At 74.2% G+C, this 20,484-nt stretch carries 4 protein-coding genes; 3 read left to right on the forward strand and 1 reads right to left on the reverse strand.

The genetic code is table 11. From position 1 onward, the window contains the following. Positions 1-3: 3 nt before the first annotated feature. Positions 4-558 carry a DUF4230 domain-containing protein gene (locus EIY87_RS35400; protein WP_125314242.1) on the reverse strand — a complete coding sequence of 185 codons (555 nt, stop codon included), beginning with the start codon at positions 556-558 and terminating at the stop codon, positions 4-6. Positions 559-744: 186 nt separating this feature from the next. Between EIY87_RS35400 and EIY87_RS35405 the strand changes: the two genes are divergently transcribed. The 3 genes from EIY87_RS35405 to EIY87_RS35415 all read left to right on the forward strand — a co-directional run bounded on the left by EIY87_RS35405 (position 745) and on the right by EIY87_RS35415 (position 20,483). Further along, on the forward strand, positions 745-999 hold the full coding sequence (locus EIY87_RS35405; protein WP_125314243.1) for a hypothetical protein: 255 nt from the start codon (positions 745-747) through the stop codon (positions 997-999). A 540-nt stretch (positions 1,000-1,539) separates the two neighbouring features. Further along, positions 1,540-2,817, forward strand: a complete 1,278-nt coding sequence (locus EIY87_RS35410; protein WP_125314244.1) for a serine hydrolase domain-containing protein — start codon at positions 1,540-1,542, stop codon at positions 2,815-2,817. Between the two features lie 77 nt (positions 2,818-2,894). Then, positions 2,895-20,483 carry a non-ribosomal peptide synthase/polyketide synthase gene (locus EIY87_RS35415; protein ID WP_449657970.1) on the forward strand — a complete coding sequence of 5,863 codons (17,589 nt, stop codon included), beginning with the start codon at positions 2,895-2,897 and terminating at the stop codon, positions 20,481-20,483. Position 20,484 lies beyond the last annotated feature (1 nt).

A 20,484-nucleotide genomic window follows, 5' to 3' on the forward strand; every position in this document is an offset into this window, starting at 1 on the left:
GGTTCACCCGCCGGCCGGGTTGTCCGCGTAGTTCACCGCGATGTTCTTGAAGCCGAGCGACTGCAGCAGGCCGGTCAGCATCACCTTCGTGTTCCGCTCGGCGTCGGCCACCAGCGTGCTCTTCGCGGCCGCGGCCTGGATCTCCTTCTGGGCGAGCTCGTAAAGGGCCTGCTGCGAGTTCGGGTTGCCGTTGAGGAAGTCGTTGATGCGGGTGAACAGACCCTGCTGCTGCGCGTAGACGTGGGATTCGTGCACGTCCAGCGTCGCCGGCTCCAGCTGGGCGTGCGCCAGGGTGATCGTGGCCGACTGCCGGTCGTCGGAAACCTGGACGGCGTCGCCCTTCAGCCCGGAGAAGTCCACGTACGCGTTGTCCGTGCCGACGCCGATGAACATCGTGTCGCTGCCCACGAGGAAGCTCGGCAGCACCGAGCTGGTCGTGATGTCCACGACCACCTGGAACGAACCACTGGCGGCCTCGTAGCGCGACAGCTCGACGATCGACTGCAGCAGCACCGGCCCGGAATGCTCTTCGGTCTGCTGGGCGAACGGGTTGCGCAACTGGGGTAACAGGTGAACGGCCGATCCGACGAGCGCCGCGACCGCCAAGACCACCACTGCCGCACCGATTCCGATGAGCCGCTTGCCCCATGCACCCATGCCGGGAGGAATACCCCGGCCGGCGCTTGGCGAACCGGCCCGGTGGGTACGTTCGCGGAGTCGAGCCCGCCGGAGAGGGGAGACGCCGTGCGCAAGTGGTGGTTGTGGGTCCTGGTGATCGCGCTCGTCATCCTGGTTCTGGGGTTGATCTTCGGCGGGTACCGCAAGGGCACGAAGCTCGGCGCACCCGCTCCGGTGACGGCGGCGCATTCGGGGAGGATTCCGGCGGGCGAAGCGGCCGATCACCCTCCGAATTGCGCCGCCTATTTCGTTACGGTCCAATCGGGTGGTGCGGTTCTTGTCCTGTTTCCCGGACGCTGGGATGACCGGCGAATTATCTGAAATAAAACCGGTGCCTGGGTGCACGAGACGGTGCACGTGCGTCCGGATGTGCTGGTTGACTCGCCGGTAATCCGCCGGGGAAAGATCAAGAATTGCGTTTCCGCAGTTCGCGGGTCCATTGCGGGGGTGCGGGCTGGAAGGCGGGAAGTGGTGGAAGATCGCCGGTTTGAGCCGTTGCGCCACGGGGTAACAGGGTCCAGCGGTCGAGCAGTGGCCGTGTGAACCGGTCGGCGAGGTGGTCCGGCGATTTGCCGCTACCCGCCGTTGTTCGACGTGTGCGCCGGTGCTGGAAACCGTCGGGTAAATCGCTGTTCAGCTCGTGGAATGGTGCCGGTGCCGTTGCTACGTTGGGTAGCCCCGAACCGCCTTCGTTCAGTGTTGGAATCCCACGATTGGCGGTACTGACGATCAGCGGCGAACAGGCAGCGTATTGATTCCAGCGGCCCCGGTGAGCTGTGCTGGTGGGGATTGTTCGGGGCGGTTGCGGTCGTGGGGCATTCGCAGTGCTGGGTTTTTCGTGCGATATCGGAGGGTCGGGTCATGCAATCCGTACGAGACGGTCACCTCGCCTCGGACCGGCAACGGGTCACGGTGGAACGGCTGGACGCGGTGCTGGGCCGCGCGGCTCGCCGGCACCGGGTGCCGGGAGCGCAGCTCGCGGTCCTGCGCGACGGCGAGCGGATGGTGGTCCAGACCGGTGTCGAGGACCAGGACCGCGGCACGCCGATGACCGGGGAGTCCGCGGTGCCGTCGGGGTCGGTGACCAAGGTGGCCACGGCGACCGTCGTGATGGCCCTCGTCGCCGACGACGACCTGGAGCTCGACCAACCCGTCGGCGACGTCCTGGGCGTGGCCGGCCTGGACCGCGGCCTCACCCCGCGCCGGCTGCTCAGTCACACCAGCGGGCTCCCGTCCGACCCCGCCGACCCGGCCGCGGGCTGCCTGCGCGAGGTGCGCGAGGCCGTCCCCGTCTGCCCGGCGGGCACCGCGTTCTCCTACTCGAACCTCGGGTACGCGCTGGTCGGCGCCGTGATCGAGGCGGTGACCGGGATGACCTGGCGGGAGGCGGTCGAGGCGATCGTCCTGCGGCCGTCGAAGATCGAGCCGGTCTACGCCGGGCACGGCGTCTCCGGGCACGGGCGGGCCACCGGTCCGGCCGGGGCGCGGCCGGTCGAACAGGTGCTGCCGCCCATGCTCGAACCCGCCGGGGCGCTCGCGTTCAGCGCGCGGGACCTGGTCGAGCTCGGCCGGATCCACCTGGGCAAGCCGGGGCTGCTCGACGTCGTGACGGCCGCCGACATGCACCGGGCCGTGCCGGAAGCCGAGCCGTTCGGGCTCGCCGACGGCTGGGGCCTCGGCATCGCGCACTTCGGCTCCGGCGAGGACACCTGGCTCGGCCACGACGGCACCGCCGACGGCACGTCCTGCCACCTGCGCGTCGACCAGGCCGGCGCCTGCGTGGTCGCGTTCACCGCGAACGGCGCCGCCGGCACCGACATGTGGCACGACGTCGCCGCCGAACTGCGCGAACTGGGCCTCGACCTGCCCGAACAGCGCTTCGGCCAGCCCGGTGCCCGGCCCGTGCCGGTCCCGGACGGCCACTTCGGCACCTACCGCAACGGGGCCATCGACTACACCGTCCGCCGCGACGGCGCGGGTGCCGCGCTCGTCGTCGACGGCGAGGTCTACCCCGGACTGGTCCTGCACGACGACGGCAGCTTCACCGTCCGCGACCCCGCGACCGGCCGGGCCACCCCGTGCGGCCGCTTCCGCACTGCCGCGGTCGAAATCGGTGGCCGCCTCGCGCGGCGCCGCTGACCTTCGAACCCCTCCCCGTGCCCGCCGTGCCGGCGGGCTCCTCAGCCTGCGCCCGGAAGGTGCGACCGACGATGACCGTGCAAGACTCCCCGGCGAGAACCGGGGCACTGACCGAGCTGTTCGCCGCCCGGGTCCGCGAAACCCCGGACGCCGTCGCGGTCGACGGCGAAGACCGGCTCACCTACGCCGAGCTGGCCGACCGCGCCGAGCGGCTCGCCGCGCACCTGCTCCGGCTGGGACTGTCCCCGGAGGACCGGGTCGGGCTCCTGCTGCGGCGCTCGGCCGAGCTGGTGGTCGCCGAGCTGGCGGTCGTGCTGGCCGGCGGCGCCTACGTACCGCTCGACCTGCGGGCGCCGGACGACCGGCTCCGGCTGGTGCTCGCCACCGCCGGGGTTTCGGTGCTGGTGACCGACGACCCCGGGCGCGCCGGAAGGGTCCACAGTGGACCCGTCGTCGAAGCCAGGCAGCCGCTGCCGGAACGGGACCGCGAACTGCCCGATGTGGACGGTGACCGGCTCGCCTACCTCATGCACACCTCGGGCTCGACCGGCGCGCCGAAGGGGGTCGCGGTCCGGCACCGGGACGTGGCGGCGCTGGCCGCGGACACCCGGTTCGCCGGGGACGCGCACCGCCGGGTGCTGCTGCACTCGCCCGCCGCGTTCGACGCGACGACGTACGAACTGTGGGTACCGTTGCTCTCCGGCGGCACGGTCGTGGTCGCCCCACCCGGCGACCTCGACGTCGAAACCCTGCGCGGGCTCCTCGAACGGCACGCCGTCACAGCGCTCTGGCTGACGGCCGGCTTGTTCCGCATCGTGGCGCAGGAAGCGCCGGACTGCTTCCGCGGCGTGCGGGAGGTCTGGACCGGCGGTGACGTCGTCCCGTCCGGCGCCGTCCGGCGCGTGCTGCGTGCCTGCCCCGGCCTCACCGTGGTCGACGGCTACGGGCCGACCGAGACCACCACCTTCGCGACCAGCCACCGGATGCCGTCGGCGGACCGGGTGCCCGACGCCGTCCCGATCGGACGGCCGCTCGACGACGTCGGCGTGCGCGTGCTGGACGGCGCGCTGAACCCGGTCGCGCCCGGCGAACCCGGCGAGCTGCACCTGGCCGGGGCCGGGCTGGCCCGCGGGTACTGGGCCCGGCCCGGCGCGACCGCGGACCGGTTCGTGGCCGACCCGGCCGGGGCGCCCGGCGACCGGATGTACCGCACCGGTGACCTGGTGCGCCAGAACGCCGACGGCGAGTTCGAGTTCCTCGGCCGAGCCGACGACCAGGTCAAGGTCCGCGGCTTCCGCGTCGAGCTGGGCGAGATCGAGACGGTGCTCGCCGCCGCGCCCGGGGTCGCCGAGGTCGTGGTCGTGGCCCGGGAGGACCGGCCCGGCGCCAAGCGGCTGGTCGCCTACGTCGTCGCGGCGCCGGACGCCGACCCCGGCGACCTGCGGGCCGTCGCCGCCGCGGCCCTGCCGGACTACATGGTGCCGTCCGCGTTCGTCGTCCTCGACGCACTTCCGTTGAGCGGCAACGGGAAAGTCGACCGCCGCGCGCTGCCCGCGCCGCCCGCGGACCCGGGGGAGCGCGGCACCGAGCCGCGGACGGACACCGAACGCGAGCTGGCCCGCGTGCTGGCCGACGTGCTGGGCGTGGCCCGCCTCGGCGCCGGCGACGACTTCTTCGCCGCCGGTGGCGACTCGATCCTCGCGGTGCAGGCGTTGTCCCGGGTGCGCCGGACGTTCGGCGTCCGCCTGGCGGCCCGGGCGATCTTCGACGCGCCGAGCGTCACCGCCCTGGCCCGGCTGGTCGAGGCCGCGCCGCGCGCCGACGAGGCCGCGATCCCGGTGACCCCGCCAGCCGAGGTGCTCCCGCTGTCCCCGGCCCAGCGGCGGCTGTGGTTCCTGGACGAACTGGCCGGCGGCAGCGCCGAGTACAACACCGGCGTCGGCTTGGCGCTGTCCGGCCCGCTCGACGTCGAGGCCCTGCGCGGTGCGCTGGCGAACCTCTGCGCCCGCCACGAATCGCTGCGAACGACGTTCGATTCGGTCGACGGCGAGGGGGTGCAACGGATCGCGCCTACGGCGGAGATCCCGTTGCGGATCGCCGAAACCCCCGCGGACGACGACGTCCTCGCGGCCGAGCTGGCCACCCCGTTCGACCTGCGCACCGGGCCGCTGACGCGGGCGGTGCTCTACCCGCAGGGGCCCGGCGAGCACCTGCTCGTGCTGTGCCAGCACCACATCGTCACCGACGGCCGCTCGATCGGCATCCTGACCGGCGAACTGCTGGATCTGTACGCGGGCGCCAGCCTGCCGCCGCTCCCGCTGGGCTACCGCGACTACACGCGCTGGCAGCAGAAGTCCGATGTGGACAAGCAGGCCGCCTACTGGCGGGAGCGGCTCGACGGCGTCGAACCGCTCGCCGTGCCGACCGACCGGCCGCGTCCCGCGCAGCGCGACACCGCGGGCGCGGTCCACCACCACGACCTGCCCGCCGGTCTCGTGCGGCGGGTCACCGAAGCCGGGCGGCCGTTCGGGGCGACGCCGTTCATGACGCTGACCGCGGCCGTGCAACTGCTCCTGACGGCCTACGGCGGGCAGCGCGACATCGCAGTCGGCACCGCCGTCGCCGGGCGCGACCGGGCCGAACTCGAACCGCTGACCGGGTTCTTCGTCAACACCCTCGTCCTGCGGTCCGAAGTGGACGGTGGGCAGTCCTTCGAGGACTTCCTCGGCGCGTTCCGGGAAACCGTGCTGGAGGCGTTCGCGCACGGCGACGTCCCCTTCGACCGCGTCGTCGAAGAGGTCCAGCCGGACCGTGATCCCTCTCGGACGCCGCTGGTGCAGGCCGTCGTCGTGCTGCAGACGCCGCTGGTGCGGCCGCGCGAAGTCGCGGGGCTGCGGGTGCGCGAGCACGACCTGCCGCGGCCGTCCGCCCGGTTCGACCTGGTGATCGAGTTCTGGCCGCGTGACGACGGTCTGCGCGTCACGGTGGAGTACGCGACCGCGCTCTTCGACGCCGCCACCATCGCCCGGCTGACCGAGAGCCTCGAAGTACTCCTCGAAGGCATCGCCGCCGACCCGGCCCGCCCGGTGGACGCGCTGCCGCTGCTCACCCCGGACGACCGCCGGTTCCTGCTCCCGGCCGCGGTCGACGCCACCCCGCGGGAGACCGTCACCGCGCGGTTCGACCGCGTCGCGGCCGAGCACCCGGACGCGCCCGCCGTGGTCTTCGGCGACGTCCGCTGGGGCTACGGCGGGCTGCGGGCCCGCGCGGACCGGCTCGCCCGGCGGCTCGTCCGGCTGGGCGTCCGGCCGGAGGACCGCGTCGGCGTGCTGATGGACCGCTCGGCCGACCTCGTCGTGGCCCTGCTGGCGATCCTGAAGGCGGGCGGTGCCTACCTCCCGCTGGACCTGCGCGCGCCCGCCGACCGGCTGCGGCTGCTGCTCGACGGCACGGACCTCCTGCTCACCGACGACCGGTGGCACGACACCGCCACGACTGTCCACGCCGGACAGACGCTGCTGGTGTCCGATGTGGACGAGGCTGCGGGTGCACCCGAAGTCGCGCTCCACCCGGACAACCTGGCCTACGTCGAGTACACCTCCGGGTCGACCGGCCTGCCCAAGGGTGTCGCGGTCCGCCACGCCGACGTGGTCGCGCTGGCCGCCGACCCGCGGTTCGCCGGTGGCGCCCACGAGCGGGTGCTGGTGCACTCGCCGCTGGCGTTCGACGCGTCCACCTACGAGCTGTGGGTGCCCCTGCTGACCGGCGGGACCGTCGTCGTCGCCCCGCCGGGGGACCTGGACGCCGACGCGGTCCGGGCACTGGTCGCGGAACACGGGGTCACCGCGATGTGGCTGACGGCGGGGCTGTTCCGCCTGTTCGCCGAGGAGGACCCGGGGTGCTTCACCGGGCTGCGGGAGGTCTGGACCGGCGGGGACGTCGTCCCGCCGGACGCCGTGCGCGACGTCCTGGCCGCCTGCCCCGGCCTGGCCGTCGTCGACGGGTACGGCCCGACCGAGACCACGACGTTCGCGACGGCCTTCCGGATGACCGGCGCGGTCCCCGAGGTCGTCCCGATCGGCACCCCGCTGGCCGGCATGCGCGGGTACCTGCTGGACGAGCACCTGCGCCCGGTGCCGCGCGGCGCGCTCGGCGAGCTGTGCCTCGCCGGACCCGGCCTCGCGCGCGGGTACGCCGGGCGGCCCGGCGCGACCGCCGGCCGGTTCGTCGCCTGCCCGTTCGGCGTCCCCGGCGAGCGGATGTACCGCACCGGCGACCGCGCGCGGTGGCGCACCGACGGGACCCTCGAGTTCGCCGGCCGCGCCGACGACCAGGTCAAGATCCGCGGCTTCCGGGTCGAACCGGCCGAGGTGGAACGCGCGCTGGCCGCCGAGGCGGCGGTGGCGCAGGCCGTGGTCGTCGTGCGGGCGACCGGCGGCCGCAAGCGGCTCGTCGGGTACGTCGTCCCGGCCGACGGGGCCACTGTGGACACCGAGGCGCTGCGCGGCGCGCTGGGACGCACGCTGCCGGACTACCTGGTGCCGTCGGCGATCGTCGTGCTGGGCGCGTTGCCGTTGAGTGCCAACGGGAAGGTCGACCGGCGGGCGCTGCCGGAACCGGTGGTCGAGACCGGGGGCCGCGCGCCCCGCACCGCGCGGGAGGCCGTGCTCGCCGGGATCTGGGCGGAGGTGCTCGGCGTGGAACGCGTCGGCGCCGACGACAACTTCTTCGCACTCGGCGGCGACTCGATCCTCAGCATCCAGGTCAGCGCCCGCGCCCGGCGGGCCGGGCTCGAAGTGACCACCGCCGACCTGTTCCGGCACCAGACGATCGCGGCACTGGCCGCGGTGGTGACCGAAGCCGGAGCGGCGCCGGTCCGCGGGCCGGTGTCCGGCGCCGTGGTGCCGACGCCGATCCAGCGCTGGTTCTTCGAGACCGTCCGGGTGCCGGACCGGTTCGACCAGGCGATCTCGGTCGAACTCGGCGAGGACGTCGACGAAACCGCCCTCACCGGCGCGTTCGCCCGGCTGACCGAGCACCACGACGCCCTGCGGACGCGGTTCAGCCGCGCCGGCGACGGCACCTGGCGGCTGGAAAACGCCGCCACGGACGACGGGCATTCGCTGCTGCGCTGGTCGCTGTCGGGCCGCGTGCTGCACCTGTCCGCCCACCACCTCGTCGTCGACGGCGTCTCCTGGCGGATCCTCCTCGAGGACCTCGAAACCGCTTACCGCGGGGGAGAACTCGGCCCGCGGACGACGTCGTTCCAAGAGTGGGCCACGAGGCTGTCCGCGCACGCGGAGGCGGGCGGCTTCGACGACGAACTCGGCCACTGGCGCGCGCTTCCGGCCGTCACCCCGCTCCCGGTCGACGGCACCGGGCTCAACACGGTCGCCGAGGAGCGCACGGTCACCGTCCGCCTGTCCGCCGAGGAGACCCGGGCGCTGCTGCGGCAGGTCCCGGACGTCTATCGCACCCAGGTCAACGACGTCCTGCTGACCGCGCTCGGCCGGGTCCTGCGCGACTGGACCGGCGGGGTCCCGGTGATCGACCTGGAGGGCCACGGCCGCGAGGAACTGTTCGACGGCGTCGACCTGTCCCGGACGGTCGGCTGGTTCACCAGCCTCTACCCGGTCGCGCTGGACGTCCCCGAAAACTGGGGCGAGGCGCTCAAGTCGGTCAAGGAGCAGCTGCGCGCGGTGCCCCGCCGGGGGATCGGCTACGGCGCCCTGCGGTACCTGACCGGCACCGCCCCGGCGATCGACCCGCCGGTGAGCTTCAACTACCTCGGCCGGTTCGACCTCGCCGGCGACCTCTACGCGGGCCCGCCCGGCGACGTGTCCCTCGACGCCGACCTCGCCGGCCGCCGCCCGCACCTGCTCGACGTCGTCGGCCAGGCCGACGGCGACACCCTGCGGTTCACCTGGCACTACGCCGAAACCGTGCACGACGAGGCCACCGTCGCCCGGCTCGCCGAGAGCTTCCTCGACGCGCTGCGCGGGATCATCCGGCACTGTGCCGAGCCCGGCGCGGGCGGCCGCACGCCGTCGGACTTCCCGCTCGCCCGCCTCGGCCAGGCCGCGGTGGACGCGCTCGGCGCGGACGTCGAAGACGCCTACCCGCTGACCCCGATGCAGGCCGGGATGGTCTTCCACGGCCTGGCCCGCCGCGGCGACCGCAACTACTTCGAGCAGATCTCGTTCGCCCTCGACGACGTACCGGACCCGCGACGGCTCGGCGAGGCCTGGCAGCGCGTCGTGGACCGGACGCCGGTGCTGCGCAGCCGGATCGCCTGGGAGGGCGTGCCGGAGCCGGTGCAGGTCGTCCAGCGGGCCGCCGAGGTCCTGGTGTCCTACCCGGACTGGTCCACAGTGGACGCCGACGCGGAGCTGGCCCGGCTGCTGGAAACCGACCTCGCCGAAGGGCTCGACCTGGCGCGGGCGCCGCTCATGCGGCTGGTCATCGCGAAGGATTCCGCCACCTCGGTGCGGGTCGTGTGGACGTTCCACCACGTGCTGCTCGACGGCTGGAGCGTCTTCGGTGTCCTGTCCGACGTCCTCGCCGTGCTGCGCGGCGAGGAGCCGCCCGCCCGGCGGCCGTTCCGCGACTACGCCGAATGGCTCGCCGCGCAGGACGACGAGCGCGCCGAAGCCCACTGGCGGGCCGAACTCGCCGGCGTGACGCCGACGCCGCTGCCCGGCGGCCGGACCGCCACCCGCGCGCACACGGCCAGCTCGACCGGCCGCGTCCCGGTCGAACTCGACGACGAGACGTCGGCCGCGGTCCAGGCCTTCGCGCGGCGGCACCACCTCACGGTCAACACCGTCGTGCAGGGTGCCTGGGCGGCGCTGCTGGCCCGCTACAGCGGTGAGACCGAGGTGTGCTTCGGCGCCACGGTGTCCGGCCGTCCGGCCGAGCTGCCCGGCGCGGACGACATCGCCGGCCTGTTCATCAACACGCTGCCGGTGCGGGTGCGGCTCGACCGCGACCGCGGGGTCGCGGACTGGCTGCGTGACCTGCAGGCGAACCAGGCGGAGGCCCGCCGGTTCGGCCACCTCGGCCTGACCCGGCTGCAGGCGCTCGGCGGCAGCTCCGGGCAGAGCCTCTTCGACAGCATCGTCGTCTTCGAGAACTACCCCGCCGCCGAGGTGCCGGGGCTGCGGGACGTCCGGGCGGCCGAGCGCACGAACTACCCGCTCGGCGTCGTCGCCTACCCGGGCCGCCGGCTGTCACTGGTGCTGAACCACGACCCGGACGTGATCGCGCCCGCGCTCGCCGGGCGGCTGGCGCACCACCTCGCCGCGCTGGTCCGCGGATTCGCCGCTACCCCGCACGAGCCGGTGAGCCGGATCCCGATGCTGTCGGCCGCCGAGACCCGGCAGCTGCTGGAGGAGCGCAACGCGACCGCGTGCCCGCTCCCGGGCGGTTCCCTGCCGGAGCTGTTCGCCGCCGCCGTCCGGCGTGACCCCGAAGCGGTCGCGCTGGTCACCGACGAGGAGTCCGTCACCTACGCCGAGCTGGACGCGTGGTCGAACCGCCTGGCCCACCGGCTGCTCGACCTCGGCGTCCGGCCGGAAGACCGGGTCGCGGTGCTGCTGGACCGCTCGCCCGCGCTCGTCGCCGCCGAGCTGGCGATCGTGAAGGCCGGCGGGGCCTACCTCCCGCTCGACCTGCGCGCCCCGGCTGAGCGGATGCGGCTGCTGCTGCGCGAGGCCGGTGCCGAAATCCTGGTGGCCGACCGGAACTGGCTGGCCACCGCCGAAGACGTCCACAGTGGAGTGATCGTCACCGGCGCGGGCGACGCACCGGCGACCCCGCCCGCGGTCACGACCCACCGCGACCAGCTCGCCTACGTCATCTACACCTCCGGCTCGACCGGGACGCCCAAGGGCGTGGCCGCGCGGCACCGCGACGTCGCCGCGCTGGCCGCCGACCGGCGCTTCGCCGCGCACGACCGCGTCCTGCTGCACTCCCAGCAGGCCTTCGACGCCGCCACCTACGAGCTGTGGGTGCCGCTGCTCAACGGCGGCACGGTCGTCCTGGCCCCGCCCGGCGACCTCGACGTCCACACGCTCGGCCGCGTGCTCACGACTCACGGCGTGACCGGCGCGTTCCTCACCACCGGCCTGTTCCGGCTGGTCGCCCAGGAAGCGCCGGAGGTCTTCGCCGGGGTCCGCGAGGTCTGGACCGGCGGCGACGCCGTGCCCGCCGTCGCCCTGCGCCGCGTCCAGGCCGCGTGCCCGGACACGCTGGTCGCCGACGTCTACGGGCCGACCGAGACCACGACGTTCGCGACCGTGCACCCGCTGCCCGGCGAGGTCCCCGACGTCGTGCCGATCGGCGCGCCGCTGGACAACACGCGGGTCTACGTCCTCGACGACGAGTTCCGGCTCGTCCCGCCGGGCGCGCCCGGGGAGCTGCACATCGCCGGCGCCGGGCTGGCCCGCGGCTACCTCGGCCGGCCCGGCCTGACCGCCGAGCGGTTCGTCGCCGACCCGTTCGGGCCGCCGGGGGAGCGGATGTACCGCACCGGCGACCTCGTGCGCTGGGACGACGAGGGCGCGCTCGAGTTCGTCGGCCGGGTCGACGAGCAGGTCAAGGTGCGCGGCTTCCGCGTCGAGCCGAGTGAGATCGAAGCCGCGCTGGGCGAGCACCCGGACGTCGTGCAGGCCGCGGTGCTGGCCCGCGCGGACGGCGGCGTGAAGCGCCTGGTCGCCTACGTCGTCGGGGAGACCGAAGGCTTGGCCGAGTTCCTGGGCCGGACACTGCCGGACTACATGGTCCCGGCCGCGTTCGTGAAGCTCGACCGGTTCCCGGTCAACGTCAACGGGAAGCTCGACCGCCAGGCCCTGCCCGCACCCGACTTCGGCAGCCACGACCACGTCGCGCCGCGCACCGACCGCGAGCGGGAGCTGACCGCGATCTGGGCCGAAGTGCTCGGCGCCGAGCGCGTCGGGATCACCGACGACTTCTTCGAGCTGGGCGGCGACTCGATCCTCAGCATCCAGGTGGTGTCCCGGGCCCGGCGCGCCGGGCTGGAGCTGCTGCCCGGCGACCTGTTCACCCACCGCACCCCGGCCGCGCTGGCGGCCGCGGCCCGCACCGCCGCCGAAGCCGTCGAGCGCGGCCCGGTCAGCGGCCCGGTGCCGCTCACCCCGATCCAGCGCTGGTTCTTCGCGACCCAGACGGCCGAGCCGGCGCACTTCCACCAGTTCGTCCACCTGGGACCCGAGCGGGTCGACCTCGCGGCGGCCCGGAAAGCCGTGGACGCGGTGCTGGAACACCACGACGCCCTGCGGATGCGGTTCACCGGCGAACAGCAGGAGAACGGTCCGGTCGGTGCCGAAACCCCGTTGGTACGCCTCGACCTTTCCACCCACGACGTCCGGCTCGCCGTGCACCACCTCGTCGTCGACGGCGTCTCGTGGCGCGTGCTCGCCGAGGACTTCGACCGCGGTTACGCGCAAGCGCTGAAGGGTGAGCCGATCGACCTCGGGCCGCGCACGACGTCCTTCCGCGAGTGGGCGACCCGGCTCACCGAACACGCGGCCGCCGGTGGTTTCGACGACGAACTCGGCCACTGGCAAGCCGTGGCGGGGGAAACCGCGGTCCCGGTCGACGGCTCCGGGCCGAACACCGTCGCATCGATGCGCTCGGTCACCGTGCGGCTCTCCGCAACGGAGACCGAGGCGCTGCTGCGCGAGGTCCCCGCGGCCTACCGCACGCAGGTCAACGACGTGCTGCTGACCGCGCTCGGCCGGGTGCTGCGCGACTGGACCGGCGGCACACCCGTCGTCGACCTCGAAGGCCACGGCCGCGAAGACCTCTTCGACGACGTCGACCTGTCGCGGACGGTCGGCTGGTTCACCAGCGTCTTCCCGGTCGCGCTCGACGTCCCGGACGACTGGGGCACGGCGCTCAAGTCCGTCAAGGAACAGCTGCGCGCGGTGCCGCGGCGGGGCATCGGCTACGGCGCCCTGCGGTACCTGACCGGCACCGCCCCGGCGATCGACCCGCAGGTGAGCTTCAACTACCTCGGCCGGTTCGGCTCCGGACGGCTGGAGTCCGACGAGAGCCCGCGCTCGGCACGGGCGCACCTGCTCGACGTCGTCGGCCGCGTCGAGGCGGGCGAGCTGGAACTCACCTGGTACTACGCCGAGGGCGTGCACCGGGAGTCCACTGTGGAACGCCTTGCCACCGGAATGGCTTCGGCGCTGCACGAGATCGTCCGGCACTGCGCCGAGCCCGGCGCGGGCGGCCGCACGCCGTCGGACTTCCCGCTGGCGCGCCTCGACCAGTCCACAGTAGACGAACTGGCCGGGGACGGCCGGTCCGTCGAGGACGTCTACCCGCTCACCCCGATGCAGAGCGGCATGGTCTTCCACGCCCTCGCCCAGCGCGAGGAGCGCGTCTACTTCCAGCAGGTCGCCTTCGTCCTCGACGGCGTCGACGACCCGGAGGCGCTCGCGCGGGCCTGGCAGCGGGTCGTCGACCGGACCCCGGTGCTGCGCACGCGGATCGTCTGGGAAGGCGTACCCGAGCCGGTGCAGGTCGTGCGGCGGCAGGTCACCGTCCCGGTCACCCACCTCGACTGGCGGGGCGCGGACCAGGAGCAGGCGTGGCGGGACGTCGTCGCCGCCGACCGCGCCGAAGGTCTCGACCTGACCGCGAGCCCGCTGCTGCGGCTGACCCTAGCGCGGCTCTCGGACACCGAAGTCCGCGTGCTGTGGACGTTCCACCACGTGCTGCTCGACGGCTGGAGCGTCTTCGGCGTGCTCTCGGACGTCTTCGCCGCCTACGCCGGCGGTGCGCTGCCCGAGCGGCCGCCGTTCCGGGACTACGTCGCCTGGCTCGGCCGCCAGGACGACGCCGAGGCCGAACGGTACTGGCGCGGCGAACTCGGCGACCTCACCGCGCCCGCGCGGCTGCCCTTCGACCGCGCGCCGGCCCACGCCCACGCGACCCGCTCCTCGGAATGGCTGCGCGTGCCGGTAGAGAGTTCGGCCCGCTTGCAGGACGCCGCCCGCCGCGCCGGCCTGACGATGAACACCGTCCTGCAGGGCGCGTGGGCGCTGCTGCTGTCCCGGCTGAGCGGCGAGCGCGACGTCTGCTTCGGTACCACCGTGTCCGGCCGCCCGGTCGACCTGCCCGGCGCCGACGAGATCACCGGCATCTTCATCAACACCCTGCCGGTGCGGGTCACCGCGGACCGCTCGCCGGTCGCGGACTGGCTCGCCGCGCTGCAGGCCCGCCAGGTCGAAGCCCGCCGGTACGGCCACCTGCCGCTGACGAAGCTGCAGGCGTGGAGCGGGACCACCGGCAGCCTCTTCGACAGCCTCGTCGTCTTCGAGAACTACCCCGTCGACTCCGCCGCCGGCGCGGCGCAGGGGCTGCGGCTGCGGGACGTCGACGCCGCCGAGGCGACCAACTACCCGCTCAGCGTCGTCGCCTCGCCGGGGGAGCGGATCAGCATCGACGTCGGCTACGACCCGGACCTCTTCGAGCCCGCGACCGCCGAGCGGATCGCCCGGCAGCTCACCGGCGTCCTCGACGCGTTCGCCGAAGACCTGCACCGCCCGCTCGACGGCATCGACCTGCTCACCGCCGCCGACCGCCACCAGGTACTCGTCGCCTGGAACGACACGGCCCACCCGGTCCCCGACGGCACCCTTGCCGACCTGTTCGCCGCGCAGGTGGCCCGGACCCCGGACGCCGTCGCGCTCGACGGCGACGACGTCCGCCTGACCTACGCGGAGCTGGCCGACCGCGCCGGGCGGCTGGCCCGGCACCTGGCCGCGCTCGGCGCTGGGCCCGAGACGGTCGTCGGCGTGCTGCTGGACCGCTCGGTGGACCTGGTGGTGGCCGAACTCGCGGCCGTCCTGGCCGGGTCGGCGTACCTGCCGCTCGACACCCGGGCGCCGGCGCCGCGGCTGCAGACTCTGCTGACCGGCGTGCCGATCCTCGTCACCGACGAGGCCCGTGCCGCGACCGTAGTCCACAGTGGACACGTGGTGCTGCCCGGCGGGCCGCGCGCCGAAGCCCCGGTGCGGCAAGCGGTTCCGGACAACCTCGCGTACGTCATGTACACGTCGGGTTCGACGGGCAAGCCGAAGGGCGTGGCGGTGCGCCAGCGCGACGTCGTCGCCTTGACCGCCGACCGGCGGTTCGCCGCGCACGAGCGGGTGCTGCTGCACGCGTCCCCGGCGTTCGACGCCTCGACGTACGAGCTGTGGGTGCCGCTGCTGAACGGCGGCACGGTCGTCGTCGCCCCGCCCGGCGACCTCGACGTCGAGACCTACCGGCGGATCATCGCCGAGCACCGCGTCCAGGGCGCGTTCTTCACCGTGGGCCTGTTCCGGCTGCTGGCCCAGGAGGCCCCGGACACCTTCCGCGGCATGCGCGAGGTCTGGGCCGGCGGCGACGCCGTCCCGGCCGCCGCGGTCCGCCGGGTGCGCGAAGCCTGCCCGGAGACCACCGTCGTCGACGGCTACGGCCCGACCGAGACGACCACGTTCGCGACCTCGCACCCGATGCCGGGCGCGGTACCGGAGACCGTTCCGATCGGGAAGCCGCTGGACAACATGCGGGCCTACGTCCTCGACGCGGACCTGCGGCCGGTGCCGCCGGGCGCGCCCGGCGAGCTGCACCTGGCCGGAGCGGGCCTGGCGCGCGGGTACTTCGGCGACCCCGCCCTGACCGCCGACCGGTTCCGGCCCGACCCGTTCGGGCCGGCGGGGGAGCGGATGTACCGGACCGGCGACCTCGTCCGCTGGAACACCCGCGGCGAGCTGGAGTACACCGGCCGCGCCGACGAGCAGGTCAAGGTCCGCGGGTTCCGGATCGAACCCGGCGAGATCGAGGCCGCGCTGGCCGCGCACCCGGGCGTCGGTCAGGCCGCCGTGCTGGCGCGGGAGGACCACGGGATCAAGCGGCTCGTCGCGTACCACACCGGCGAGGCCGACGACCTCGCCGCGTTCCTCGCCCGGACATTACCCGACTACATGGTGCCCGCCGCGTTCGTCCGGCTCGACCGGTTCCCGTTGACCGTCACCGGGAAGCTCGACAAGCGTGCCCTGCCCGCACCCGAGTTCGGTGCCGGCGCGCGCACCGCCCTCACGACCGAAGCCGAGCGGACGCTGGCGGCGATCTGGGCCGACGTGCTCGGCACCGGTGACGTCGGCGCCGACGCGAACTTCTTCGCACTCGGCGGCGACTCGATCCTCAGCATCCAGGTGGTCTCGCGGGCCCGCCGCGCCGGGCTGACCCTGCTGCCGCACGACGTGTTCCGGCACCCGACGCTCGCCACGCTGGCCGCGCACGCCGGTGGCGGTGCGGAGCCGCGCGCCGAGCAGGGCCCGGTCACCGGCACGGCCCCGCTCACCCCGATCCAGCGCTGGTACTTCGCCACCCAGCCGGAGCGGTTCGACCAGCGCGTGGTGCTGGAGTTCGCCGAAGACATCGACGAACCCGCGCTGCGCCGGGCCCTGGCCGCGGTCTGGGCCCACCACGACGCACTCCGCCTGCGGTTCGAGCAGACGCCGCGCGGACGCGTCCAGCACGGTGAACCGGTCTGGCCCGCCGAACTGCTCGCCGGCGACGTCAGCTTCGACGTCGAACACGGGCCGCTGCTGGCGGCGGTCCTCGACGGACGGCGGGTCCTGCTGGCCGTCCACCACCTCGCGGTCGACGGCGTGTCGTGGCGGATCCTCCTGGAGGACCTCGAAACCGCCTACCGCGGCGGGGAACTCGCGCCGAAGACGACGTCGTACGTCGAATGGGCCCGGCGCCTGGCCGGGCACGCGGCGGCCGGCGGCTTCGACGACGAGCTGGCGCACTGGCGGGCCCTGCCGCCGGTGCCGCCGCTGCCCGCCGACGGGGACGGGCCCGCCACGATCGACGGGACCGCCGAGGTGACCGTCCGGCTCACCGAGGACGAAACCCGGGCCCTGCTGCGAGACGTGCCCGACGTCTACCGGACGCAGGTCAACGACGTCCTCCTGGCCGCACTGGGCCGGGTGCTGCACGACTGGACCGGTCAGGCGCCGGTGATCGACCTCGAAGGCCACGGCCGCGAAGAACTCTTCGACGACGTCGACCTGTCGCGGACGGTCGGGTGGTTCACCAGCGTGTTCCCGGTCGCCCTCGACGTCCCCGAAGACTGGGGCGCGGCGCTGAAGACGGTGAAGGAGCAGCTGCGCGCGGTCCCGCGACGGGGCATCGGCTACGGCGCCCTGCGGTACCTGACCGGCACCGCGCCGGACATCGACCCCTTGGTGAGCTTCAACTACCTCGGCCGCTTCGACGACGCCGGCGGCGGCGCGTTCCGGGCCGGGCCGCTCGACGCCGACGTCGACCCGGACGCGCCCCGGACCCACGCGCTCGACGTCGTCGGCCGGGTCACCGGCGGGACGCTGGAGGTGACCTGGTCGCACGCCACGGGCCTGCACGACCGCTCCACCGTCGAAGCGCTGGCCGGCCGGATGCTGGCCGCGCTGCGGGAGATCATCGCCCACTGCGCCGCCCCGGACGCCGGCGGCCGCACGCCGTCGGACTTCCCGCTGGCCGCGCTCGACCAAGCAGGAGTGGACGCACTCGTCGGCGACGGGCGGGCGGTCGAGGACGTCTACCCGCTCACGCCGATGCAGGGCGGGATGGTCTTCCACGGCCTTTCCCAGACCGGGCAAGGCATGTACGTCGAGCAAGCGACGTTCGTGCTCGACGGCGTCACGGATTCGGCGCGGCTCGCCGAGGCGTGGCAGCGGGTCGTCGACCGGACCCCGGTCCTGCGCACGGCCTTCGTCTGGGCCGGAGTCGAGGAACCGCTGCAGGTCGTGCGGAACGACGTGCGGCTGCCGGTCCGCCTCGTCGACTGGACCGGGCTCGAGGCGGCCGACGAGCTGCGGAAGCTGGTCGCCGAGGACCGCGCGCGGGGGCTCGACCTCGCCGTCGCGCCGCTGATGCGGGTCACGCTCGCCCGGGTGTCGGCGACGGAAGTCCAGGTGCTGTGGACGTTCCACCACGTGCTGCTCGATGGCTGGAGCGTCTTCCAGGTGCTCTCGGACGTCTGCACCGCCTACGCCGGGCAGCCGCTGCCCACCCGGCCGCCGTTCCGGGACTACCTGGCCTGGCTGGCCGAGCACGACCAGGCCGGCGCCGAACGCTTCTGGCGCGCCGCGCTCGCGGGCGTCGAAGGCCCCACGCCGATCCCGGGCGACCGGGCGTCCGCGTCCGTTCCGTGTTCGTCCGAGTGGCTGCCGGTGCACCTGAGCGAGGCCGAGACCGCGCGGCTGGACGCGTTCGTCAAGCGGCACGGCCTCACCCACAACGTCGTGCTGCAGGGCGCGTGGGCGCTGCTGCTGGCGGCCTACAGCGGGCACGACGACGTCGTGTTCGGCGCGACCGCGTCCGGCCGCCCGGCCGAGATCACGGGCGTCGACGAGATCACCGGCATCTTCATCAACACGCTGCCGGTCCGGGTCGCCGTCGACCGCGGTGCCGGGGTGGCGGCTTGGCTGGCGGGGCTGCAGGCCGCGCAGGCCGAGGCCCGCCGGCACGGCCACCTGCCACTGGCGAAGGTCCAGGGCTGGGCCGGGCTGCCGGGCGGGGTGAACCTGTGCGAAAGCCTGGTGGTGTTCGAGAACTACCCGATCACCGCCGCCGAAGCCGGGCACGGCCTGACCGTGCGCGACCTCTCGGCGCGGGAGACGACCAACTTCCCGCTCACCGTCGTCGCGTCGCCCGGCCGGGAGCTGGCGGTCGACTTCGGGTACGACCCGGCGCTGTTCGACGCGTCGACGGCCACCCGGCTCGCCGGGCACCTGCTCACGCTGCTGCGGGAGCTGACCGCCGACGGCGACCGGCCGGTGGGCGCGGTCCCGCTGCTCTCGCCTGCTGAGGAGCGACTGCTGGGCGAGTGGTCGGTGACCGGCGCCGAACCGCCGTCCCGCTCGCTGCCGGATCTGTTCGCCGAGCAGGTCCGGACCCGCCCGGAGGCGGTGGCGGCGGTCCTGGACGGCCGCGAGGTCAGCTACGCCGAGCTGAACCGCCGGGCGAACCGGCTGGCCAACCGGCTGGTCGGGCTCGGTCTGCGGCCGGAGGAGCCGGTCGGGCTCGCGCTCGGCCGGGCCGGTGCGGTGGTCGCCGAACTCGCCGTCGTCAAGGCGGGTGGGGCTTACCTGCCGCTCGACACGCGTGCGCCCCTCGAGCGGCAACGGCTGCTGCTGGACGGCGTCCGGTTCGTCGTCGCCGAGGCGGACCAGCCGCACGCGACCACCATCCTGCTGTCCTCTGTGGACGACGAGCCGGACACCGATCCGGTGGTCGCCGTCGATCCGGAGCAGGTCGCCTACGTCATGTACACCTCGGGTTCGACCGGCACGCCGAAGGGCGTCGCGGTGCGCCACCGCGACGTGGCCGCGCTGGCCGCCGACGAGCGGTTCCGCGGCGGCGCGCACGAGCGGGTCCTGCTGCACTCGCCGCTGGCGTTCGACGCGACGACGTACGAGCTGTGGGTGCCGCTGCTGAACGGCGGCACGGTCGTCGCCGCCCCCGGTGACGGCGTCGACGAGGTGACGCTGCGGGAGCTGGTCCGCGAGCACGGGCTGACCGCGATGTGGCTGACCGCGGGCCTGTTCCGCGTGCTGGCGCAGGAAACCCCGGACTGCTTCGCGGGCCTGCGCGAGGTCTGGACGGGCGGGGACGTCGTGCCCGCGGCGGCCGTGCGGCGGGTGCTGGCCGCGTGCCCGGGCCTGCGGGTCGTCGACGGGTACGGCCCGACCGAGACGACGACGTTCGCCACCTCGCACCCGATGGCCGAGGTGGTCCCGGACCGGATCCCGATCGGCCGCCCGCTGGCCGGGACGCGAGCCCGGGTGCTGGACCGCTCGCTGCGGCCGGTACCGCCGGGCGTGCCGGGGGAGCTGTACCTCGCGGGCGCGGGCCTGGCGCGCGGCTACCGCGGCCGGCCCGGCCTGACCGCCGACCGGTTCGTCGCCGACCCGGCCGGCCCGCCCGGCGAACGCATGTACCGCACGGGCGACGTCGTCCGCTGGACGGCGGCGGGAACGCTGGAATTCCTCGGCCGCGCCGACGACCAGGTCAAGCTGCGCGGCTTCCGCGTCGAGCCCGGCGAGGTCGAGGCCGTGCTGGCCCGCCACCCCGAGGTCGCGCAGGCGGCGGTCGTCGTCCGCGAGGACCAGCCGGGGGTGAAGCGGCTGGTGGCGTACGTGGTTTCCGAGGCCGACGTGGTGGCATTGCGCGAGTTCCTGGCCGGGGTGCTGCCGGACTACCTGGTGCCGTCGGCGTTCGTCGCGCTGGACCGGTTCCCGGTGAGCGCCAACGGAAAGGTCGACCGGCGAGCCCTGCCCGCACCCGCCGCGGGGATCACCGAGCACGTCGAGCCCGAGACCGACACCGAGCGGGCACTGGCGGCGATCTGGACCGAGGTCCTCGGCACGGACCGCGTCGGCGCCGAAGACAGCTTCTTCGCCCTCGGCGGTGATTCGCTGAAGAGCCTGCACATCGCGGCCAAGGCGAGCGCGCTGTTCGCGGTCCGCGTGACCCCGGCCGACGTGCTCACCGCGCGGACGATCGCGGGGCTCGCCGGGACCGTCGAGGAACTCATCTTGGGCGAGCTGGAAAGCCTCGCCTCCGACCAGGAAGCGTGAC

It is taken from the genome of Amycolatopsis eburnea (assembly GCF_003937945.1).
Classification (GTDB): Bacteria; Actinomycetota; Actinomycetes; order Mycobacteriales; family Pseudonocardiaceae; genus Amycolatopsis; species Amycolatopsis eburnea.

Excerpts from the sequence above, each read along its gene's own strand:
- EIY87_RS35410 (WP_125314244.1), top strand. The coding sequence starts at position 1,540 with ATGCAATCCGTACGAGACGGTCACCTCGCCTCGGACCGGCAACGGGTC.